Here is a 20,995-nt window from a genome sequence, read left to right as displayed (position 1 = left end):
TTACGGCCTGGAGTATTCGCCTACGCACTGTTGCAGACGGCAACTGCGTAAATAAAAGGCGTCGAGAAGTTCTCCGAACCGGGTATCAATGACGAAACACGATTCATCAACCAGCGCCCGCAGCTCCCGGCCACGAAGACCTAGCACTGGCTGGTCGGTCACTACCCACGGCAGCGGATACTGCAGTACCTCCAGAAGGGCACCTGCAGATTTAGCAAAATGCAACTCGTCCCTCCAGATAAGCGGCGTCTGGAGCCAGATGTGTCCTTCATTCAAGGAAAGGGTGATGGGAGGAACGTTGTGAAATTCAAATACTACTTTTGAGCCAGCCTCTACGGAAAGGTTGCCGAGGGTTTTTCCGGTTCCCTTGAGGATGTCTTTAAGAACCTGATTAATCCGGTGTATTAGCAAGGCAGTGTTGCCCGTGGTTGCCTGTTTTACCTGCGTGGGGATAAGCATCCGTGTCATAGTGGATAAGCCCCATCGATAGTAGGGCTGGAAGCCCTAGACGAAAAACCATCAATCGCAAGCTCATGCAATAATGTAGTTTTCAGCGGATTTGTGGATGAGGTTGCACACACTCCTGAAAGAGCCGTTGAGGCACGGGTTTTAGAGATTTCGTTCCTTGAATATTTCATGACATTTCCTAATGTAGTGTTGAAGACTAATTAGGTAGAACTTTATGTAATGCAGGAGGCGGGGTTTATCTGAAACAAACTAAAATTTATAGATTTTTACATCTAGTAATGTAATGGTTTGTCAGTGACTGTTTGGAAGCGCGTCTTAAAAGCCCGATCATTACTCAGACGGGATTGATTATATCGGCGAGTAATCTAAGAATCTCAGCACGTTGCTGACGAATATGAGCATTAACAAGCGAGATGAAATACCCTAAGCCCCGTTAATTAATACATCGCGATATTAGTCATGCCTTAATATGGGCTATGACCATAAACGGCTGTGATCCTGGGTTTTTAAACGAGTGGGTTAGAACCATTGCCAGAATGTTTATCAGTGTCTGTTGATAATAGCCCTCTATCCGATTCGCGCTGACGCGTTTATAAGAACCGTATATCAACCGTCATTTAAAGAATGAATCGTCAGCTGTTTGTTGCTCTGGATGTACCCAAGGGAGCCGGTAAAACCACGCGGTATTTCAGTTTTTGACACGGGAAAAAACCCAGAGTTTGACCTGTTACAGCCTGTGGCAGACCTCTGATGGCTTCGTATACCGCTCGAAATCTATATCGCCTTCTGGCTGAAAGCATTGACGCTATACCGTCAATACCCTCAACACGACATCGTTATGGATAAAATCTAAATCTGCCAGGGATTCAATAATCCCCAAAAAGCAAAAAGCCCGCGCAAGTTTCCTTGTGCGGGCTTTTCTAAATTTGGCTCCTCTGACTGGACTCGAACCAGTGACATACGGATTAACAGTCCGCCGTTCTACCGACTGAACTACAGAGGAATTGTGTGAACGGGGCGCATAGTATCCAGCGAGAGCGGGAGTGTCAACGCGAAAATGCGTTCCTGCGTCCGACTGCTCATCTCCTGAGCAGAATAGTGCGTTGGTGGCGTTTTATAGGGTTTTTCCCGTGAAATGCAGAGATATTAAAATGCAAAGATATTAACAGTCCGCCAGCCTGCCGCGCATCTGCCGCATCAGCGGGTCCTGCTTGTAGAAACGGGTAAAATGTCCGTAAACCAGCGGGAATCTTTCCGAAAGCAGTTCAGGGGCGCTGAAAAAATATTCCGATAGCACGGCAAAGCACTCGGCGGAGTCGGTGGCGGCGTAGGCGTCCATACTGGCAGCTTCTTCGCCTACCATGTCGATTTCTTCCTGCAAATTTTCCATTGCTGCGAACAGGTCATGCTCCCACGCGACCACCTCGCGCAGGGGAATAGGCGGAATGCCGGTCGCCTCGCCGCCGTTGCGGATGTCGAGCTTGTGTGCCGCCTCGTGGACAACCAGATTAAAGCCTGACTTGTCGAAAGAGTCCTGCACGTCGAGCCAGTTAAGCACGATAGGGCCCTGATCCCAGCTTTGGCCCGCATGCACTTGGGTACCGGAATGGACAATGCCGTTTTCGTCCTGCCAAGGGGTGTCGACAATAAAAGGGGTGGGGTAGAGGAGAATCTCATGGAAACCGTCGAGCCACTCTGCGCCGAGCTCCATCACCGGCAGTGCAAACAGCAGTGCGATTCTGGCCTGCATGGTTTCGTCAAGCGCAAGCCCCTGAAGCTGCATGAGCCGCTTGTGCTGCAATAGGTGCGTGGCAACGCGAATGAGCCGCTGCTGTTCATGGTTATTAAAATCAGAAAAAAGCGGGATATCCAGCGCCTGCTGCCAGACTTCGCTTTTATCAATCTTAAGTTCATTACTTTTCCACGGCCACTTGATCATCATCTTGCTCGCAAAGTGTGAACATTCAAAAGGTTATAAAGGGTAGTTGCCCAAAACCCGAAGGATGGTACCAGTAACGGCAGCATATGCTACTTGAGCGTTCATCTTATCAAACGTAGCTCACGTTATTGCTTTCGTCGTAGCAGTTTCTCACAATTTACGCGCTCTTTTCATGACAGGAATGCGGGCGGAAAGCGGCGGGAAAACGAAAAATGTTACGATTTCTGATTCAATCCTTAAGCTAAACTCCTTAATATCCGTGTTTTATGCCTCAGTTTGGCTATTTATCAGGGAATTTTAGATGCTCTTTTCGATGAAAAAACGGTTTTCCGCCTCTCTTTTAGCGCTGGCACTGACCTCAGGCGTCGCGATGGCGGCCGATACACCGTCTTACGGCCCCCAGTTGCAGGGGTTCGACTATCCTTATCCCCTCCAACACTTTTCCTTTAATTCTCAGGGCGTTCCCCTGCAAATGGGCTACATGGACGTCAAGCCGGTCGGCCGGCAGAACGGCCAGACCGTGGTGCTGATGCACGGCAAAAATTTCTGCGGTGCGACCTGGGGCGACACCATCAAGGCGTTGCTGGGCCAGGGGTATCGCGTCGTGGCGCCTGACCAAATTGGTTTCTGCTCATCGACCAAGCCTGAGCATTACCAATACACCTTTCAGCAGCTGGCGGCCAATACCCATGAGCTGCTGAAAAACCTAAAGATTAACAAGGCGGTAATCGTCGGCCACTCGACCGGTGGCATGCTGGCGACGCGCTATGCGCTGATGTATCCGCAGCAGGTCTCAAAGCTGGTGCTGGTTAACCCTATCGGTCTGGAAGACTGGAAGGCCAAGGGCGCGCCGTATCGCACCGTGGATCAGTGGTACGACCGCGAGTTGAAACTTTCTGCCAAGAGCATTCACGACTATGAGCTGAAGACTTATTACGTTGGCAAATGGAAGCCGGAATACGACCGCTGGGTGGACATGCTGGCGGGACTGAACAACGGGCCGGGGCACAAGCTGGTGGCGTGGAACTCGGCGCTTATCTACGACATGATCTTCACTCAGCCGGTATTCTACGAGTTTAAAAACCTGCGCGTGCCGACCACGCTGATGATTGGCACCTCAGACACTACGGCGATCGGCAGCGATATCGCCCCGCCTGCGGTGAAGGCGCGCCTGGGTCATTACAACGTGCTTGGCAAGCAGGCAGCGAAATTAATCCCGCATGCGAAACTGATTGAATTCAAAGGATTAGGGCATGCGCCGCAGATGGAAGAGCCTGAGAAGTTTAATCAGTCGCTGATTAACGTGCTGCGCTAGAAGGCAATAAAGAGAGGGACGGGTTCCCTCTCTTTTTGGCAGGATATTAACGTAGGTTTTTTGGGAAATCGGCCGGAAGCTCACTCGCCGGGCAGTTGATCACCGCTTCGTTATTCACACCGCTGTCGTGGACGTAGGTAATGGTTGCGAACTCGTCAATCACCTCGGTTGGATAGGCCGGACCTGCATCGCGATAGGCTTCCATCTGCGGGATGTGCTCATTCTGGAAACACACGGTTTTTTGCGGATCATTGATGACCCAACGTGGGAAGAAGATGGTCCCATGGAACACTTTATCGCCCAGGTTGACAATCAGGCTCACGTCGGTGCCGGTCGGTTCTGTCCACGAAATTTTATACACCTCTGACGCGACACGCACGATGTAGGCGCGCTGGTGTTTCACCCATCGATTGCCGACGATGCCGCTGTGAATGCGGTAGTCAACGGTGTTGGCATTTTTAACGTAAATCTCGTAGTTCCAGCCATTGTCGTAGGTATAAACCAGATGTTTGCCGACAAAACCGCTCAAATCTTCTTTATCAAAGCTGCTCATGTTTATCTCCTTAAAGGGCATAAATTCAGGTTTTTTTGGCTCTGGAAATAAACTACACCTTGTAAATTAGATTGAATAACGCTGATATACGATGATATTAATCTAATTTTTAGATGGGATTGTGCGATGGAACTCCCCCACACCACGTTGGAGCAATGGGTCGTCTTGCAGACGGTGGTTAACGAAGGCAGCTATGCTGAGGCGGCCAGGGTGTTGTTTCGCAGTCAGTCGTCGGTGAGCTATGCGCTGGCGAGCCTGCAGGAACGACTCGGACTGCGGCTGCTGCATATCGTGGGCCGTAAGGCCGAGCTGACCGAGCAGGGTCGCGCGCTGCTCTCGCAGGCTCAGCCGTTGATTTCTGCCTTCATTCAACTGGAGGCGCGGGCGGTGGGGTTGCAGCAGGGGGCTAGAACGCAGATAAGCCTGGTCGTTGACGCGGTGTTTCCCAAAGATAGCCTGTTCCTGTCACTGAAAGCCTTTCAGAAAGTTTTTCCCGATACCCAGCTTCAGCTTTCCGAAATCCTGCGTAACGAAACCGATCGCCAAATACAGGCGCGCGATGCAGACCTCTATATCACCACGCAGCCTGCTGAAAATACGCTGAACAGCCGCTGGTTGATGGACGTGGAGTTTGTGCCGATTGCGGCGTACGGGCATCCGCTGCTGTCTCTTAAGATACCGATAAACGCCTCGCAGCTGGGGCAATTTCCGTTAATCACCATCGTTGACCGCGATTCGCAGCGTGATGAAAAGCGCAAAACCTATGAGACGGCGAACTGGAGTTTTACCACTATTGAGGCGGCAATCGAGGCTATCGTGCATGGGGTAGGGTATGGCTGGGTGCCGCTGCATAAGGTGTCTGCGCGGCTGGAAAGCGGGGAGTTGGTGCGCCTTGCGCTGGACGGAAACTCGTTGCGGAAAACGGCGCTGTATCTGACCTATAACAGCGCACAGCACTGTTATGACCCGACGCTCAACGCCTTTGTTGCGGAGATTGAGCGTCGGATTGGCTAGGTAAAATTACTGCGCCGTTTTACAGCTTTTCAGAATGTCCAGCGACGGATCGATGACCGAGGTCTTAACGTCCATCGCATCAAGCACGGTGTGGAACAGGTTATCCTGCGAGTAATCATTTTCCGCGGCCTCTGACTGTAGGCAGCTCAGTGAGAGGCTCTGCGCGGCCACATACTGTGGCGACAGCCAGAACATCATCGGCACGTGGGTCTGCTGCGGTGGCGCTACGCTGTAGGGCGTGCCGTGCAGATACAGACCGTCTTCACCCAGCGACTCACCGTGGTCTGACAGATAAATCATCGCGACGTTGTATTTATCCTGGTACTTTTTGGCCTTGGCGATAACCTGCGTCAGCACGTAGTCGGTGTAGCGCACGGTGTTGTCGTAGGTGTTCACCAACTGTTCGTGGGTACAGTTTTGAATATCGCTGCGTTCGCAGTCCGGCATAAAGTAGCGGAAGTTGTCCGGGTAGCGGTGATAGTAAGCCGGGCCGTGGCTGCCAATCAGGTGCAGTGCGATGACTTTATTCTTGCCGTCGTCGACAATCTTGTCGTCTATTCCTTCCAATAGCGCTTCGTCGTAACAGGTTTCACCGTCACAGAATTTGCCGTCTTTGGTGGTCGGAATGGTGACGTTTGGAACGCGATCGCACACGCCCTTACAGCCTTCGTCGTTGTCTTTCCAATAAACGGAAACACCAGCGCGTTGCAGAATGTCCAGAAAGCTGTCGCTGGCGTGAGCGCGGTCGTTATTAAAGTCGACGCGCTTCATGTCGGAGAACATGCATGGCACGGAAACGGCGGTCGCGGTGCCGCAGGAACTGACGTGATTAAAGAACACCATGTCAGACGTTTTCTGCGTAAAGCCATTGGTTGGCTTGTCGTAGCCGTTGATTGACTGGTTCTGCGCGCGGCCGGTTTCACCAATTACCAGGAACATTAAGGTCGGTTTTTGCCCTGGTTTCTGCACCAGCTTGGCATCGGTACCGACTTTCTCGAACTTCAGCGGCTTGGTCAGATACTTGTGATAGAAATATTCGCTGCTGCTGTAAAGGAAGTTGGTCGGCAAGATCTCGACGTTAAGCGTGCGGTTGCTGCGGCCTACCGACGCGTAGTCTTGATAATACTGACTCGCGACAGCGCCAATGATAGCGAGAGACACCAGCATAGACAGAATACGTACGCCAAGGCGTTTAATCACGCTCTGGTTGTACTTGACCGGCACCAGGAACAGCAGCACGGCAGGCAGAATGGCGGTCAGCACAAACCAGACGATCACCGAGGTGTTCAGGTAGGAAGAGGCTTCGCTCTGCTGCGTTTCGACAATGTTTTCAATCATGCTGCGGTCAAACACCACGTGGTAGGTCAGCTCCGAATAAGACGCCAGACCGCTGAGCAGCAACAGGATGATAAAGAAAGGTTTAAACACCGGTTTAAAGGTAAACGGCGTAAACACAAAATTCAGGGCAGCAAACAGAACGAAAGGAATCGAGATGGCAAAGCCAATTTTATACGCCGGCAGCGCATGTAAAATTTGATAGAAATGAAGCAGAACGGGGAAGTTAACGACAAATGTGAAATACAGGCTAATCAGTAACGTCAGCCAAAAATAGCTGATTTTAGGGATGAAATTACGCAAAACGGTCTCCAAAAAACTCAGGTCCGGCAAATATGCCCAAGAAAATCAGCCGGAGTGCGAGTGGCACCAAGCAGAATCGGCACACCCTAAAGCCTCAAGCTTAAGAAAGCCTTAATAAAACGTTAACGTAACCTTAATGAATATTAAATGAAACTTTATGTCCATAAAGTTCAGAAAATAAATAAATTAAAGCATGCTGGGTTGCCTCGTCTTTATCTCTATCCTCCCCTCCTTGATTAGTCTTTTTCCACTAAGGTTCCGTTAAATGATCCACTCTTCCGCCATTGTGGCGAGAAACAGCATTATTGAAAAAGGCGCAAGGATCGGCGCAAACGTTCGCATTGGACCCTTTTGTCATATCCAGGCGAACGTCGAGATTGGCGAGGGAACGGTTGTGCTTTCCCATGCCGTCATTAACGGGCACACCCGCATCGGCTGCGACAACCTGATCGACAGGTACAGCTCTCTCGGTGAGATAAATCAGGACCTTAAGTATGCAGGAGAGCCAACGCGCCTCGAAATCGGCGATCGCAATCGTATTGGCCAAAGGGCCACTTTTCACCGCGGCACGGTTCAGGGAACCGGGGTGACGCAGATTGGTAACGATAACGTGTTTATGAATCAGGTGCATATCGGTCACGACTGCGTGGTGGGCAGCTTTGTGCATCTCGCCCTGGGTGCCGCGTTAGCCGGGCACGTTGAGCTCGATGACTTCGGGCAGGTTGACGAGCATTCTGCCGTGCACCAGTTTTGTATTTTGGGTTATGCGTCACAGGTGCTGGCCCATTCGTGTGTTGTGCAAGACGTCCCGCCCTTCACGCGGGTACAGGGCAACCGCTGTAAAGCGCTCAGCGTCAATGAAGACGCGCTGACGAGCCAGTTTGAGGACGAACATCTGCGGCAGGTGATCCGCGTCCTTTATTATCAGCTTTATCACGGCGGTGACGCGCTGAATGAAGTCAAGGCGGCGTTGCTGCTGATGCAGAAAGAGTATCCGCATCTGAGCTGCTTTGAACGGTTCTTTGCCCGCTCAACGCGCGGGATTGTGCGCTAAGGGAAAACGCCTCTGTACTCAAAGTCAGAGGCGTCTATTTAAAATATCAGGCTTCTAACGCCAGCAGGGCAAAGGTGGCCAGCCAGTGTTCCCCGGCGTAGTCGCTGTCGAGATGTTCTAGCGCACTGTTGAGGTGATCGTCAGCGGAGGCGTTCAGCAGGGCAATGCGCGGGTCTCCTTTGAGCAGCGCCGAGGCCAGCGAGCGTTGGCACCATGCGCGGCTGAGATTCAGCCCATCCAGGTGACCAATTTTGCCGTCAGTGCGGTCGGTCACCGTCGCAGGGGTAAACAGCGTCTCGGGCTGTCCCTGCACCAGATGAGGCAGGAAGCGGCCAAACCAGGTAATGAAAGCCTGGGGGGCCAGCACCCGACGCATCAATTCAGCCTCCATCAGCGAAGGCGAAAGAAACTCATCGCCGCCCGGCTCCCACGCCTGACAGTTCACGTCCTCCAGATGCCAACGCAGTGCCGTTTCTTCTATCAGCGCCGCCAGCTTTTTACGCCCTGCGCTGCGCGCATAGTCCAGCGTCAGCGAGAGTGCGAACGCGGTGTTGAAATGGCTGCCGACGCGCAGCGGATAGGTGGCTTTGGGCAGAAACTCACAGAAGCTTTTAACGAAAAACTCGGTCATCGGCGACAGCGTCTTGGCCCAGCCTCGGGCCTGCGGTAACGACAGCGCGTCAGTCTGCTGCGCCAGCGCCAGGAACCATGCCCAACCATAGGGACGCTCAAAACCGCTGTGATGTTTTTGCTGCAAATAGCGCAACTCACCGGCGACGTTCTCGGCAGTAAAATGCGTCTCAACCACGGCGATAATTTTGCTCGCCTCGGGCAGGTCAGGATAACGTCCCAGCAGGCGCAGCAGCAGCCAGTAGCCGTGAACGCAGGAATGCCAGTCGTAGCTGCCATAGAAGATCGGATGCAGCGCACGTGGCGTTTGGGCATCATCCGAGCCGACCAGCGCGTGAGTCAGCTTGTTAGGATATTCACGGGTTAAATGATTTAACGCCAGTGAAGCAAAGCGTGACGCCATTTCTGGCGTCAGTTGCAGGGGCTGTTGCGAGGTCATGTCATCCACTCCATGATGTTCCGTTTATCAGAAACGGAACACAAACAAATACAGAAACGCGGTGTTAACCAGCAACAGCAAAATACCGGTCAATGCCTGGGCCTTGATGACCCCGTGCTTGTCCTGTAACTCCAGCAGCGCCGCCGGGACGATATTGAAGTTGGCGGCCATCGGCGTCATCAGCGTGCCGCAGAACCCGGAAAGCATACCGATTGCGCCCATAATCGCCGGATTACCGCCCAATTGATGAACGATCAGCGGTAAACCAATCCCCGCCGTCATCACCGGGAAGGCGGCAAAGCCGTTACCCATGATCATAGTAAATAATGCCATGCCAAAGGTGTAGGCAATCACAATCGCAAGCGGCGATCCCATCGGAATCACATCTTTAACCAGATTAGCGACCACGCCGCCTACGCCCGCCAGCGCAAACAGCCCGCCGAGTGCCGCCAGCATCTGTGGCAGAATCGCCGCCCAGCCGACGGTATCCATGATTTGCCCGCCTGCCTTAATCGCTTTAAGCGGTGAGTCACGCAGCATCAACAGCGCCACCACGAAGGCGACAATCGTACCCAGCACCAGCGAAATCAACGTGACGTTCTTACCTTCGACCCACGGAGCATATTTCAACGTCAAGGTGCCAATCAGGGTCACTAACGGAATAATCAGGGCAGGGATGAACAGACGATTGCCGAAACGTTTGGCGCTGGCCTGGCGCTTCGCTGCAACCTCGGGTTGCTCAGCGTCGCTTTTGCCTTTGCCCAGCTGGCCGGTACCGGCGATAACCGCCAGCAGAATGGCCATACAGCCCGTAACGAAGTGCGGTATCTCTGTTCCGAACAGGAAGATGACGCCATAAATGCCCCAGAACAGCGCATTGACAAAACGCTTAGGGTTGCTGCGGTCGCGTAAATTAAAGCAAGCGAAGCCAATAAACAGTAAACCGGCAATAATATAAACGGTATTCAAGGTAATCATTTGCCGAGGCTCCCCTGCTGTACATCAAAACGTTTGGCGAGCGAGCGGTCGAGCAGCCAGAGGCGAATAAAGTGGATAATCAGCGCGGCGATGGCGGTCGGGATGGCCCAGACGGAAAGGTGCAAAGGCTCGACGAAGACGCCGTTCTGATCGAGGAAGCCTTTAATCAAGAGAATTGACTGCACGGCAATAAAGATGTCTTCACCAAAAAAGACCGCAATGTTATCAACCGCCGCTGCGTTGGCGCGAATTTTTTGGCGCACGTCGTTAGGCAGGTCGCCGTATTTGGTGGTCGCGGCCGCTTCGGCCATCGGCGCAATGAGTGGGCGAACCATCTGCGCATGACCGCCGAGTGAGGTCAGTCCCAATGCGGCGGTCATCTGACGAATGAAGAAATAGAGCATCAGCACGCGACCGGTGGTAGCGGCATGAATCTTCGAAATAAGGTGCTTGGCCTGTTCCCGCAGTCCGCTGCGCTCCAGAAGGGCGATCACCGGCAGTGTTAACCAAACGAGTCCCATGTAACGGTTATCGGTAAAGGCTTTCCCAAAAGCGCTAATGATGTCAACCGTATGCATACCGCCCGCGATACCGGTCGAAATACCGGCGACGGTAACCACCAGCAGCGGATTAAACCGCAGCGCAAAGCCAATCACCACGATTGGAATGCCAATAAGAACCCACATTTTCTATCCCCTGTTGTCCAAAAAAGATCTGTTTTTAGATGGTTTCGTGTTTTTATCAATATGATTTATAGATATATATTTTTTATTAGTACACTTAATGGAAAGTGCATAAAAATCTGTACGTCCGGAAAGTAACAAGCAGGGGCGCGTTAAGCAAGTTTCTAAAAAGTGGAAATCATAGGAATTAATGATATTGCGGGGCGGGTCATAAGAAGGAAGAATAATCTGGCGCGGCAGCCAGATTATTTTAGGAGAAAAAGTCGGCGTTTGAGGTCTTATTCCTCCTCGTCACCGTAGTATTTAACGCCGAGTTTAATCAGCGGGCGACCCTGTGATTTACGATGCAAGTTGGTGTCTCGCAGGGAATACACGCAGCCACAGTATTCCTGCTGATAGAAGTTTTCGCGTTTGCTTATCTCGACCATACGTGCGGCGCCGCCTTTTTTGCGCCAGTTGTAGTCCCAGTAAACCATGCCGGGATAAGGTTCGGCGGCGCGATAACCACAGCCGTTAATCTGTTGCATGTCCTTCCAGCGGGAGATGCCCAGCGAGCTGGAAATGGCGGTGTAACCGTGTTCGAAGGCGTAAAGGGCGGTGCGCTCAAAACGCATGTCAAAGCACATGGTGCAACGAATACCGCGCTCTGGCTCTTTTTCCATGCCCCGTGCGCGTTCGAACCAGTTATCGGTATCGTAATCTGCGTCAATAAAAGGAATGTTATGCTGTTCGGCAAAGCGAATATTCTCTTCTTTGCGCAGCAGATATTCTTTTTGTGGATGAATGTTGGGATTATAGAAAAATATCGCGTACTCGATACCTGAAGCCTGAATCGCTTCCATCACTTCGCCTGAACAGGGTGCGCAGCAGGAATGCAGGAGAAGTTTGTTATGCCCGGCGGGAAGCTCGAGTTTGTCACGGATTAAATCGGTCATTATTTGGCCTGTTGGTTCACGTTGCTGTCTTTATGATAGGGGATGAAAAAACCATGTCAAAAAAATGAGCGCGGGCGAGGGTATCTATGCCGTTGAAACTTAGGTGCTATGATGATTGTAAAGGCCGGGAACGCTTCCCGTTATCTATTTATGTAAGGATGCAGCAATGCAAATATTGAGACCGCATCACATCCGTTGGCTCAGCCTGCTCGTTATCATGGGCGGGCTGCTTCTGATTCTGCCGCTTCATCTGCTGGGGTGTTTCATCTCTGGGTTCATCGTCTATGAACTGGTGAATGCGCTGACGCCCTATTTCCAAAAAATCATTCGCGGCGAGCGGGCACGCTGGCTGGTGGTGGCGTTGATAAGCACCATTGTGGTCAGTGCCCTTATTCTTGCGGTGATGGGCATTGTGACCTTCCTGCTGCATGACGTGCGTAACCCTGCGGCCTTCAACAACAAGATAAGCCAGTTGCTTAACGATGCGCAGAGCCGTCTGTCACCGGTGATGCTGCACTATTTACCGGCGAATCTCGAGGAGCTTCAGCGCGAGTTTATCCAGTGGATGCGCGAGCACGTCGTGATGCTGCAAACGGCGGGTAAAAATGCCGCGCATACTTTCCTGACCATGCTGGTGGGGATGATCCTCGGGGCAATAATCTCGTTGCAAAGGCAAGGGTCGGACGATCAGCGTGCGCCGTTAAAAAGCGATTTGATGCAGAGAATGCGCCTGCTGAGTCAGTCATTTCGCAACGTGGTGTTTGCCCAATTTCAGATTTCATTGATCAACACCGTGCTCTCGGCGGTGTTTCTGTTTGGCATCATGCCGCTGTTTGGTATCCACCTGCCGTTGTCGAAAACGCTGGTGGTCTTCACCTTTGTCTGTGGGCTGTTGCCGGTCGTCGGTAACCTTATCTCCAACACCGTCATCTGCATCGTGGGATTGTCGATCTCGCTGTGGGTCGGTGCAATGGTGCTGGCTTATCTTATTATTATTCATAAGATTGAATACTTCCTCAACGCGCGCATCGTGGGCACCAGCATCAACGCCAAATCCTGGGAAGTGCTGCTGGCAATGCTGATTTTTGAGTCTGCATTTGGCCTTCCCGGCGTCGTTGCCGCACCCATATACTATGCTTACCTCAAGAGTGAGCTGAAAGCCGCCAGACTTATCTGACGTCCGTTCAGATACCGGTCACCCCCGCGCCTGATCGAGGCGTCACAAATTTTGGTTAAGCCTGCCGGTTGCGCAGCGCTTAACCAAAAATCTCGAAAAAAACAGCTTTAGGCAAGTAGTAGCGAGGATCGTTATAACGATATTCCTTTATTACCCTTCATACTTTAGCCCGGTTGCGGTCCCATGACCGTTGCCAGAATTCATTTCGTTAACCCTCAGGAGAAAACAGATGACTCTTAACGTCCGAGGTTTTGCCGCACAGTCCGCAGAGACCGAGCTGGCACCCCATAACTTTGTCCGTCGCGATCCACGTGATACCGATGTTGTTATCGACATCAAATACTGTGGCGTTTGTCACTCCGACATCCATCAGGCGCGTAACGAATGGCACCAGAGTATTTATCCGCTGGTTCCAGGGCATGAAATCATTGGCCACGTCACGCACGTAGGCTCAAAAGTCACCAAGTTCAAAGTCGGCGATTCTGTCGGCGTGGGCTGTATGGTTGACTCCTGTCAGCACTGCGAGAACTGCGAAGCCAATCTGGAGCAGTACTGCCTCGAAGGCGCGACCATGACTTACAACAGTCTGGACCGCCACGACCAGATGATGACCTACGGCGGCTACTCTGAGCAGATCGTGGTTTCCGAGAAATTTGTTCTGCGCGTTCCAGAAGCGCTGGATTTCAAAGCGGCGGCACCTCTGCTGTGTGCGGGTATAACCACTTACTCTCCACTGAAACACTGGGGCGTAAAAGCGGGCCATAAAGTGGCTATCGTCGGTCTGGGCGGTTTGGGCCATATGGGCCTGAAATTCGCACACGCGATGGGTGCTGACGTGACGCTGTTCACCCGTTCTGCAGGCAAAGAGCAGGAAGCACGTCGTCTGGGCGCTAACCATGTTGTGCTGTCTACCGATGAAAAACAAATGGCAGAAGTGCAGAACCACTTTGATTTCATTCTCGACACCGTGCCGCATCAGCACGACCTGAACCCGTATCTGGACACCCTCAAGCGCGACGGTGTGCACATTCTGGTGGGTCTGATTGAGCCGGTAGAGCCTGCTGTTCACGCCGGTAAACTGATCATGGGTCGTAAGAGCCTGGTGGGTTCACTGATTGGCGGTATCGCCGAGACTCAGGATATGCTCGACTTCTGCGCCGAAAACAACATCGGCTGCGACGTAGAGATGATCAACATGGACGAGATCAACGAAGCTTATACACGTATGCTGAACAGCGACGTAAAATACCGTTTCGTTATCGATATGGCCTCACTGAAAAACGCCTAAGCCTACGCTGAGGCTCGTTTTTTGAGGTTTAAAGCGCCTGCCCAAGTAAAAGGGCGGGCGCTTCTTCGCTAAATTTCACCTTTCCCCTCTTTGCTGACTTCTCGGCTTGTTGCCGCAGTGGTATTCTTCTGCTTTCGCCGAGCGAAGGAAAATCAGTGGCTAAGAATTTTGATGAATTAATCAGAGATATAGATCTGATTATTGAACATGTAGATAACCTGAAGAACCTGTCAGCGCGTGATAAGCAGCAGAGCAGCAATAGCGCGCCGCCCGCTGAAAAGCCGGCCTACGATTCGTTCTCTGAGATTTATGCGCTCAAAGCAGTGATGCGAGCATTTATTTCTTCTGTTGATACCATTGTTAAAGTACAAATCGCTCACAAGGTTGAGCAGGATATTGGCCATCTCGAGAATCGGGTACGTTCTATTGGTGGCGATAGCGCCAAAGCCGAAGACTTGGCGCAAATCACCGCCTATGTGCGTCATGCCGTTTCGGAAATGATGGAGTAAGCGCTTCAAAACGCAGTGCAAAACCCTGACGCTGAATGTTTTTATCGCCTGCCTGTGCGTTTAAAACCGTTCAGCGTTTTTTTATTTTCAATTTCTGGCCACGATTTTCCCTGCAACTGGAGTTAAAACAGAGGCATAGCTGCCGATATATTCACCGTTATGGGTGTTAAATCGACAAAATAGGGTAATTACTTCCAGTTACTGTTAAAAAGAGTTGCTATTGAACGGCAGTCATGAGTAAATAGCTCTCGGCCTGTGGTACAGACCTATTTATGCACGACATCCTGAGTAAAGTTGTTCCAATTTAATGCGTTATCCTCGATAACACTGATCTGACGAATTTCCTTCTTAGTGCCTCCATAAGTAACGACTGAAATCCGGCTATAACATGCCCATGGTGGCGAAATTTATATTTAAAAGGTAATTCTATGTCTTCTATGATGAAAGGTCAGGTTAAGTGGTTTAACGAGTCTAAAGGCTTTGGCTTCATCACTCCTGCTGACGGTAGCAAAGATGTATTCGTACACTTCTCCGCTATCCAGGATCAAGGTTTCAAGACCCTGGCTGAAGGCCAGAACGTACAGTTCTCTATCGAGAACGGTGCTAAAGGTCCGTCTGCGGCTAACGTTACCGCTATCTAATCTCACTTATTCGCTGTTTTGCAGCGCATAAAGTAGATTACAAAAACCCGCTAAGGCGGGTTTTTTATTGCCTGCAATTTATCTCCTTGTCATTCCTCGCTTTATCCTTGCGCTCAATCATTTCATTGCACTTATAGTCTAGAATAAAATAGAGCGAAAACAGGCTCTGCAAACTCTCTACTATGGGGCAAATAATGAAGGTTAACGATCTGGTTACAGTTAAAACCGACGGCGGCGTGCGTCGTGAAGGGACGGTTTTGGAAGTTGAAACCTTTTACGAGGGCGTGATGTACCTGGTTGCTCTTGAGGATTATCCGGCGGGAATTTGGTTCTTCAATGAGTCGCAGAGCAAAGACGGTACTTTTGTCGAGCCGCGAGACGCCTGACTTTCAAATTATTCCGCCTCGTTAGCTCCCATCAATGCGCCTTAACGCCCTGGATGGGAGCCACTGTCGAAATTAACTCACATAAATCCCTTCGGTCAGCGAGTCGCTCAGACGCACCACGTGGTAAATGATGTGCTTGTTCTGGCTTTTAATCTTGCGCTTGATGCTTCCCTTGTAGGACGACACTGTTTTTACCTTGATTCTCAGTTTGTCCGATATTTGCGTCGTTCCTTCTCCCGACATCCACATTTTAAGCATGTTGGATTCACTTCTGCTCAGCACCACCGGCGAAATATTTAACCGATTGTCTCCGATTCCGGTCAGATTAAACTGCCGTACGTGGTGACTCAGTAGCTGATTGAGCGTGGCCGTTTTAATCGACTTGGAAGTAATAATCACATTCTCGCGGACAAAGACGTATTGCTCGAAGTGATTGTTGGTGCTTGACATAAAAATGATGAACAGGCTTTGAGGATGTTCAACGATCAGATTGCGAATAACAGTGCTGCTTTGCGACTGTATGGGCAGGCAGGACTCATTGATTAAAATGATCCTCGGTATCGGATGTTCGCAGCTGCGCTGAAGATCCTCCAGGGAGTTTGCATAGGAAGTTTCCCGACTACCAATCCCATTAACGGCAAGTGAATGTATCAATCCAAGGCGAGTAAAACGACATGATTCAAAAATAATCGTTTGCATAGTCTGAGTCCTCGGCAGACATCCGTGTATTGCATAATGATTGTTAGGGTAGAGGGCTATAAGTAAGAAAAGCTAAATATTAGGCGTCCTTACTATTCCTTTGTGCAATAAAACGGCGCCGATTACAAAGATATTTTTTCGAGGTAAACCCGTTTACCTCTGCCATATCAATTTAGCTTAAGTTCGACTAACCGTTGTTAGATTGAGAGTTTAAGAGATGCTTACTGTTAAGCTCAGCAAATGCAGGGATATAGCAGAAATGAATAACCTCGAAAGGTTTTACTTAACACGGCAAACGATTAGTTGTTAGGCTATCTGTAAGCAGGGTGATTAAAAATTATTCACCTATCTTAAACGCTTCCTAAATGGCTAATTCATTAATTTACGCCTGCCGTGCCCTAAAAAGTGTCACACGGATTTTAGGCACTGCACCATTGACTGCAAAGCCCGTTTGATGTCCTGTTCTTCCGTCATCCAGTTCACCAACGCGGCACGAATACCGGGTTTCCCCGCCAGCGTCGTCGGGGTGCAACGGACCACGCCTGCCGCATCGAGCAATTTAAGAAAACGATCGCGTTTCGCCGTTTCCTCCGCTGAGGCACTCGCAGAATCGAGTGCGAAGCAGACCACGTTGAGCAAAACGGGGGCAAGCAGGGTAAGGCCCGGTATCGCCTCAAGGCCCTGTGCCAGTATCGCCGCCAGTTGAACGTTGCGTTCGACAATTTCGGCAATTCCGGCGCGACCATAAGCCTTAAGCGCCATCCACACCGGCAGGGCGCGAAAACGCCGTGAGTTCTCAGGAGTCAGGTGTAGATAGTTGTCGGGTCTGACGCTTGGCAGCGCCAGATAGGCTGAATGGTTCTGAAAGACCTGTACCTGAAGCGCCAGATGCTGCTGTGCCGTGAACTGCACCGCGCTGTCATAAGGGACGTTCAGCCATTTGTGGGCGTCAATAGTGACCGAGTCGGCCTGCTGCCAGCCCTCGAGAAGCGCAGCATACCGCGGCGATGCGGCGGCTACTCCTCCAAAAGCGGCGTCAACGTGCAACCAGAACCCAAAGCGTTCACGCAGAGCCAGCAGGGCAGGCAGGTCATCGAAGGCCACCGTGTTCACCGTACCGGCGCTCGCCAATACCAGCGTCGGCAGCCCAGGGTCCTGAATCAAGAGCTGTTCAAGGGCGGCGGGATCGATAGCTTCGCTTTCCGGCAAGGTGGCGACATTAACCAGTGCATCACGTCCGATGCCCAGCATGCTGAGTGCTTTTACGCTGCTGGAGTGCGCGGCGGCCGAAATAACGCGAAGGGGGCCGAGAGCATGCAGCCCCTGTTGCGCCACGTCGACGCCGCGCTGCAGGCCCAGCCACTGGCGGGCGATTGCCATGCTGACGAAGTTGGCCATGGTGGCGCCGCTGACGAAGGACCCGCAGAGGCTTTCCGGTAACCCGAGCAACTGTTTTAACTGGCTGAGGGTAGCAACCTCGAGTGCAGAAGCTACGGAGTCGAAGCTGAGCTGGGTATTCTGGTCTATCGCGCTGACCAGCCAGTCGGCCGCCAGTGCAGCAGGTGTGCCACCGCCGGTGACAAAGGCAAAATAACGTGGTCCGGCGCTGGCAGAGAGTCCTTCGGCATGATCATGCCAGAATTGTGCCAACGCCCGCTGTGCACCCACGCCTTGTTCAGAAAGTTTGTCGTCGCCCGGTGCAATGCGTTGGCTTTCTGCCGGTGCGCTAACGGGGCGTTCTGGAAGTGAGCGCAAATAGGTCAGGGCGGTATCGCAGGCCTGTTCCAATATTTCATCGAGGTGCTCAAGGTCGTGCTGCAAAAGCGGGTGCATAAACAACATCCTGATTAAGAGAGAGAAAGGGAGAAAAACGTCGTCTGAAATCCACGCTAACCTATTTGGGCTGAGGGGAAAAACGACTTATTTTCATATTGAGACCCATAAGGCTTTTCATCGGCCAGGCTTTTTTATTTCTGTCGTTGGTCGAAATAGGTAAGAATATCAGCACGGCCCGTAACAGAATGCTCTTAAAAGTCGTGAAATGAAGGGCGAAAATTGAGCCTGGTCCTCGGACGATTTGATGAAGATGATTTAACGCTCAGCCCGCGTACAACCTTGCTGTAGCACGCCTGAACGCCGTAATCTTGCAAGCGATTTTTTAGCTGAATGCATTCAATTTGTGGTACTCGTTATGTGAATTTTAAGATAGCCTTGTGGTCGTAATTTTTAACCTCGGCGGCGTCGACCTTTGGGATGTTTGAGTCACTCACATCGAAGGCGAACGCGGTCGGAAAACACACTTGCTAAGCCAAAGGAAACCTTTCCGGCATGGAACGAAGAGCATTTATTAAAGCTTCAATGGCGTTTGCTGCTTATTGTGGAGTGCCTGGTATGGCATCCCTGTTCACCGGTTCGGCCGAGGCGGCGCAGGGGAACGTGGCAGACGGTGGCGCAACCGCTTTCGATTTCTCTGTCCTGCAGAAAATGGCCGCTTCTCTCGCGAAGCAGCCCTATGGTGGCGCGCCTGAACCGCTGCCAGAAACGCTGGCAAATCTTACACCACAGGCCTACAACAGCATTCAATACGATGCCGCACACTCGCTGTGGCACGATATTCCAAATCGCCAGCTGGACGTCGAACTGTTTCACGTCGGCATGGGCTTCAAACGTCGGGTGAAGATGTTTGCCCTTGATGGCGATAAGAATCTGGCGCGTGAAATTCACTTCCGCCCGGAACTTTTTAACTATCATGACGCTGGGGTAGATACTAAGCAGCTGGTGGGTAAATCCAACCTTGGCTTTGCCGGTTTCAAAGTTAACAAAGCGCCAGAATTGACTCAGCGTGACGTGGTATCGTTCCTGGGGGCGAGCTATTTCCGTGCGGTTGATGACACCTATCAGTACGGCCTCTCTGCGCGCGGTGTCGCGGTGGATACCTTCACCAACCAGCCGGAGGAGTTCCCTGATTTCGTTTCATTCTGGTTTGAAACGCCGAAGGCCGATTCCACTACCTTCGTGGTCTATGCGCTGCTCGACGGCCCAAGCGTAACCGGCGCCTATCGTTTCACCATCCACTGCGAGCCAACGCGCGTGGTGATGGAAATCGACAAACACCTGCACGCACGTAAAGACGTCAAACAGCTCGGCATCTCGCCGATGACCAGCATGTTCAGCTGCGGTACCAACGAGCGTATGCGCTGCGACACCATCCATCCGCAGATTCACGACTCGGACCGACTGGCAATGTGGCGCGGCAACGGTGAATGGGTTTGCCGTCCGCTGAATAATCCGCAAAAGCTTCAGTTCAACGCGTTTGCTGACGAAAATCCGAAAGGCTTTGGCCTGTTGCAGCTGGATCACGAATTCAATGACTATCAGGACGTGATTGGTTGGTACAACAAGCGCCCAAGTCTATGGGTCGAGCCGAAAGGCAACTGGGGTAAAGGGTCTGTCAATCTGATGGAGATCCCAACCACAGGCGAAACGCTGGATAACGTGGTCTGCTTCTGGCAGCCTGAGAAACCGATCAAGGCCGGTGACTCGCTGGACTTCAGCTACCGTCTGTACTGGAGCAGCGAGCCGCCTGTGCGTAGCCCGATGGCGAAAGTGCTGGCAACGCGTACCGGTATGGGCGGATTCCCGGAAGGTTGGGCGCCGGGCGAGCATTATCCTACCGTATGGGCGCGACGTTTTGCGGTCGATTTCGTTGGCGGCGAGCTGAAGGCCTACGCCGACAAGGGGATCGAGCCGGTGATTAATGTCTCTTCCGGCAAGATCAACAACATCGAGATCCTCTACGTTCAGCCGTTTGACGGTTACCGTATTCTCTTTGACTGGTATCCGACCAGCGAGTCTGTGGATCCAGTAGAGTTGCGGATGTTCCTGCGCTCGCACGACCACGCGCTCAGTGAAACCTGGCTGTATCAGTATTTTCCACCTGCACCGGACAAGCGTAAGTACGTCGACGATCGACAAATGTCATAAAAATTGGGGGGATAAATTCCCCCCTTTTTTGTGCTGGCACACGGCTTGGGGGGCAATGGGGTTGATCGGGCGGCTGCCCTAGCCAGCTTTTAAGGTCAACGTCAATAAGCTCCGAGGCGCTTTTCCGGTTTCAAAGCTTCAAGGGGCCTTTGACTTAAAAGACCTGGAAGATTTTGACCCCAAACCTAATAATTTAATTTTCCATCAAAACTAATTTGAAATTAAAAACTGATTTTCAATCAGAAAATTATTTAAAATCAAAAACTAGTTTGATATTAAAAAGCCCAAACGACTAGACCTTTTTTCACGTCGTGACCGTGCTTCAGCAGGTTCTCAAAAGTTTGCTCGGTTTTCTTAAGCTGTTCCAAAAACTCTTCCGGCGTGAAGTCGTGTGACTTGCTGCTCATATAGGCAAGAGCCAATTCTTTTGAGTGATAGCGTTGAAAGTTATACATAAAATTCCTTATTAATCTCATTAATATTAATAACGGATAGCTGACAACGTGCGGCTTTATGCAACTGACTATCCTGCGGCGATGTCGCTATTTTTGCCGATTGGCCTTATAAGGTAAAACCGTTTTTATAGATAGATTTGATAGCTGAAATTAAACAACGTTAGCGGCTTGGCTTAATTAAATCCTGGCAGGGTCATCCCGGAGGGATAA

At 51.4% G+C, this 20,995-nt stretch carries 20 protein-coding genes and 1 tRNA gene; 9 read left to right on the top strand and 12 right to left on the bottom strand.

What is annotated here, in order from left to right:
- The 3 genes from BS640_RS09515 to mtfA all read right to left on the bottom strand — a co-directional run bounded on the left by BS640_RS09515 (nucleotide 1) and on the right by mtfA (nucleotide 2,407).
- Nucleotides 1-468: a type III secretion system chaperone family protein gene (locus tag BS640_RS09515; protein ID WP_084912450.1), complete on the bottom strand. Its 468-nt coding sequence runs from the start codon at nucleotides 466-468 to the stop codon at nucleotides 1-3.
- A gap of 927 nt (nucleotides 469-1,395) precedes the next feature.
- A tRNA-Asn gene (locus tag BS640_RS09510) sits at nucleotides 1,396-1,471 on the bottom strand.
- Between the two features lie 159 nt (nucleotides 1,472-1,630).
- Nucleotides 1,631-2,407 carry a DgsA anti-repressor MtfA gene (mtfA, locus tag BS640_RS09505; protein WP_017492668.1) on the bottom strand — a complete coding sequence of 259 codons (777 nt, stop codon included), beginning with the start codon at nucleotides 2,405-2,407 and terminating at the stop codon, nucleotides 1,631-1,633.
- Between the two features lie 313 nt (nucleotides 2,408-2,720).
- Here mtfA and BS640_RS09500 point away from each other — a divergent pair, with 313 nt between their 5' ends.
- Entirely contained in the window at nucleotides 2,721-3,722 is a 1,002-nt protein-coding gene (locus BS640_RS09500; RefSeq protein ID WP_026110642.1) for an alpha/beta fold hydrolase, read from the top strand.
- A gap of 46 nt (nucleotides 3,723-3,768) precedes the next feature.
- On the opposite strand, the gene BS640_RS09495 is transcribed toward BS640_RS09500, so the two are convergent.
- Nucleotides 3,769-4,275: a phenolic acid decarboxylase gene (locus BS640_RS09495; RefSeq protein WP_084912449.1), complete on the bottom strand. Its 507-nt coding sequence runs from the start codon at nucleotides 4,273-4,275 to the stop codon at nucleotides 3,769-3,771.
- Nucleotides 4,276-4,401: 126 nt separating this feature from the next.
- Here BS640_RS09495 and BS640_RS09490 point away from each other — a divergent pair, with 126 nt between their 5' ends.
- Entirely contained in the window at nucleotides 4,402-5,289 is an 888-nt protein-coding gene (locus tag BS640_RS09490; RefSeq protein ID WP_084912448.1) for a LysR family transcriptional regulator, read from the top strand.
- Nucleotides 5,290-5,295: 6 nt separating this feature from the next.
- Here the strand turns inward: BS640_RS09490 and BS640_RS09485 are convergent, their stop codons facing one another.
- A complete protein-coding gene (locus BS640_RS09485) occupies nucleotides 5,296-6,927 on the bottom strand; it encodes a phosphoethanolamine transferase (protein WP_084912447.1) in 1,632 nt (543 codons plus the stop codon).
- A 265-nt stretch (nucleotides 6,928-7,192) separates the two neighbouring features.
- On the opposite strand from BS640_RS09485, the gene lpxA reads away from it, so the two are divergent.
- Nucleotides 7,193-7,981, top strand: a complete 789-nt coding sequence (gene lpxA / locus BS640_RS09480; protein ID WP_017492673.1) for an acyl-ACP--UDP-N-acetylglucosamine O-acyltransferase — start codon at nucleotides 7,193-7,195, stop codon at nucleotides 7,979-7,981.
- 46 nt (nucleotides 7,982-8,027) lie between these two features.
- On the opposite strand, the gene BS640_RS09475 is transcribed toward lpxA, so the two are convergent.
- The 4 genes from BS640_RS09475 to BS640_RS09460 form a co-directional block, all read right to left on the bottom strand.
- Nucleotides 8,028-9,050, bottom strand: coding sequence for a DUF2891 domain-containing protein (locus tag BS640_RS09475; RefSeq protein ID WP_084912446.1), 1,023 nt, complete (start codon nucleotides 9,048-9,050; stop codon nucleotides 8,028-8,030).
- Nucleotides 9,051-9,077: 27 nt separating this feature from the next.
- Nucleotides 9,078-10,028, bottom strand: coding sequence for a DUF979 domain-containing protein (locus tag BS640_RS09470; RefSeq protein ID WP_084912445.1), 951 nt, complete (start codon nucleotides 10,026-10,028; stop codon nucleotides 9,078-9,080).
- On the bottom strand, nucleotides 10,025-10,714 hold the full coding sequence (locus BS640_RS09465; RefSeq protein ID WP_017492676.1) for a DUF969 domain-containing protein: 690 nt from the start codon (nucleotides 10,712-10,714) through the stop codon (nucleotides 10,025-10,027). Before BS640_RS09465 ends, BS640_RS09470 begins: the two co-directional genes overlap by 4 nt.
- 275 nt (nucleotides 10,715-10,989) lie before the next feature.
- The gene (locus BS640_RS09460; RefSeq protein WP_017492677.1) at nucleotides 10,990-11,646 is read right to left on the bottom strand and encodes an epoxyqueuosine reductase QueH; all 657 of its coding nucleotides are present in this window, start codon (nucleotides 11,644-11,646) and stop codon (nucleotides 10,990-10,992) included.
- Between the two features lie 166 nt (nucleotides 11,647-11,812).
- Here BS640_RS09460 and BS640_RS09455 point away from each other — a divergent pair, with 166 nt between their 5' ends.
- The 5 genes from BS640_RS09455 to dsrB all read left to right on the top strand — a co-directional run bounded on the left by BS640_RS09455 (nucleotide 11,813) and on the right by dsrB (nucleotide 15,647).
- A complete protein-coding gene (locus BS640_RS09455) occupies nucleotides 11,813-12,823 on the top strand; it encodes an AI-2E family transporter (protein WP_017492678.1) in 1,011 nt (336 codons plus the stop codon).
- Nucleotides 12,824-13,052: 229 nt separating this feature from the next.
- Nucleotides 13,053-14,111, top strand: a complete 1,059-nt coding sequence (locus BS640_RS09450; protein ID WP_017492679.1) for an NAD(P)-dependent alcohol dehydrogenase — start codon at nucleotides 13,053-13,055, stop codon at nucleotides 14,109-14,111.
- A 155-nt stretch (nucleotides 14,112-14,266) separates the two neighbouring features.
- Entirely contained in the window at nucleotides 14,267-14,620 is a 354-nt protein-coding gene (locus BS640_RS09445; RefSeq protein ID WP_017492680.1) for a hypothetical protein, read from the top strand.
- Nucleotides 14,621-15,048: 428 nt separating this feature from the next.
- Nucleotides 15,049-15,261: a transcription antiterminator/RNA stability regulator CspE gene (gene cspE, locus BS640_RS09440; RefSeq protein ID WP_017492681.1), complete on the top strand. Its 213-nt coding sequence runs from the start codon at nucleotides 15,049-15,051 to the stop codon at nucleotides 15,259-15,261.
- Between the two features lie 194 nt (nucleotides 15,262-15,455).
- A complete protein-coding gene (gene dsrB / locus BS640_RS09435) occupies nucleotides 15,456-15,647 on the top strand; it encodes a protein DsrB (RefSeq protein WP_017492682.1) in 192 nt (63 codons plus the stop codon).
- Between the two features lie 72 nt (nucleotides 15,648-15,719).
- Here dsrB and rcsA read toward each other — a convergent pair whose 3' ends face one another.
- Both rcsA and BS640_RS09425 read right to left on the bottom strand, forming a co-directional pair.
- Nucleotides 15,720-16,346, bottom strand: coding sequence for a transcriptional regulator RcsA (gene rcsA, locus BS640_RS09430; protein ID WP_017492683.1), 627 nt, complete (start codon nucleotides 16,344-16,346; stop codon nucleotides 15,720-15,722).
- A gap of 408 nt (nucleotides 16,347-16,754) precedes the next feature.
- Complete coding sequence (locus BS640_RS09425; protein ID WP_084912444.1) at nucleotides 16,755-18,179, bottom strand: pyridoxal phosphate-dependent decarboxylase family protein; 1,425 nt, start codon at nucleotides 18,177-18,179, stop codon at nucleotides 16,755-16,757.
- 495 nt (nucleotides 18,180-18,674) lie between these two features.
- Here BS640_RS09425 and BS640_RS09420 point away from each other — a divergent pair, with 495 nt between their 5' ends.
- Entirely contained in the window at nucleotides 18,675-20,330 is a 1,656-nt protein-coding gene (locus tag BS640_RS09420) for a glucan biosynthesis protein D (RefSeq protein ID WP_084912443.1), read from the top strand.
- A 275-nt stretch (nucleotides 20,331-20,605) separates the two neighbouring features.
- Here the strand turns inward: BS640_RS09420 and BS640_RS09415 are convergent, their stop codons facing one another.
- Nucleotides 20,606-20,785 (bottom strand): hypothetical protein, encoded by a 180-nt coding sequence (locus tag BS640_RS09415; RefSeq protein WP_084912442.1) that lies wholly within the window; start codon nucleotides 20,783-20,785, stop codon nucleotides 20,606-20,608.
- Between the last annotated feature and the right edge of the window lie 210 nt (nucleotides 20,786-20,995).

The organism is Rouxiella badensis (genome assembly GCF_002093665.1).
Classification (GTDB): Bacteria; Pseudomonadota; Gammaproteobacteria; order Enterobacterales; family Enterobacteriaceae; genus Rouxiella; species Rouxiella badensis.
This window is presented reverse-complemented; position numbering and strand designations above follow the sequence as displayed.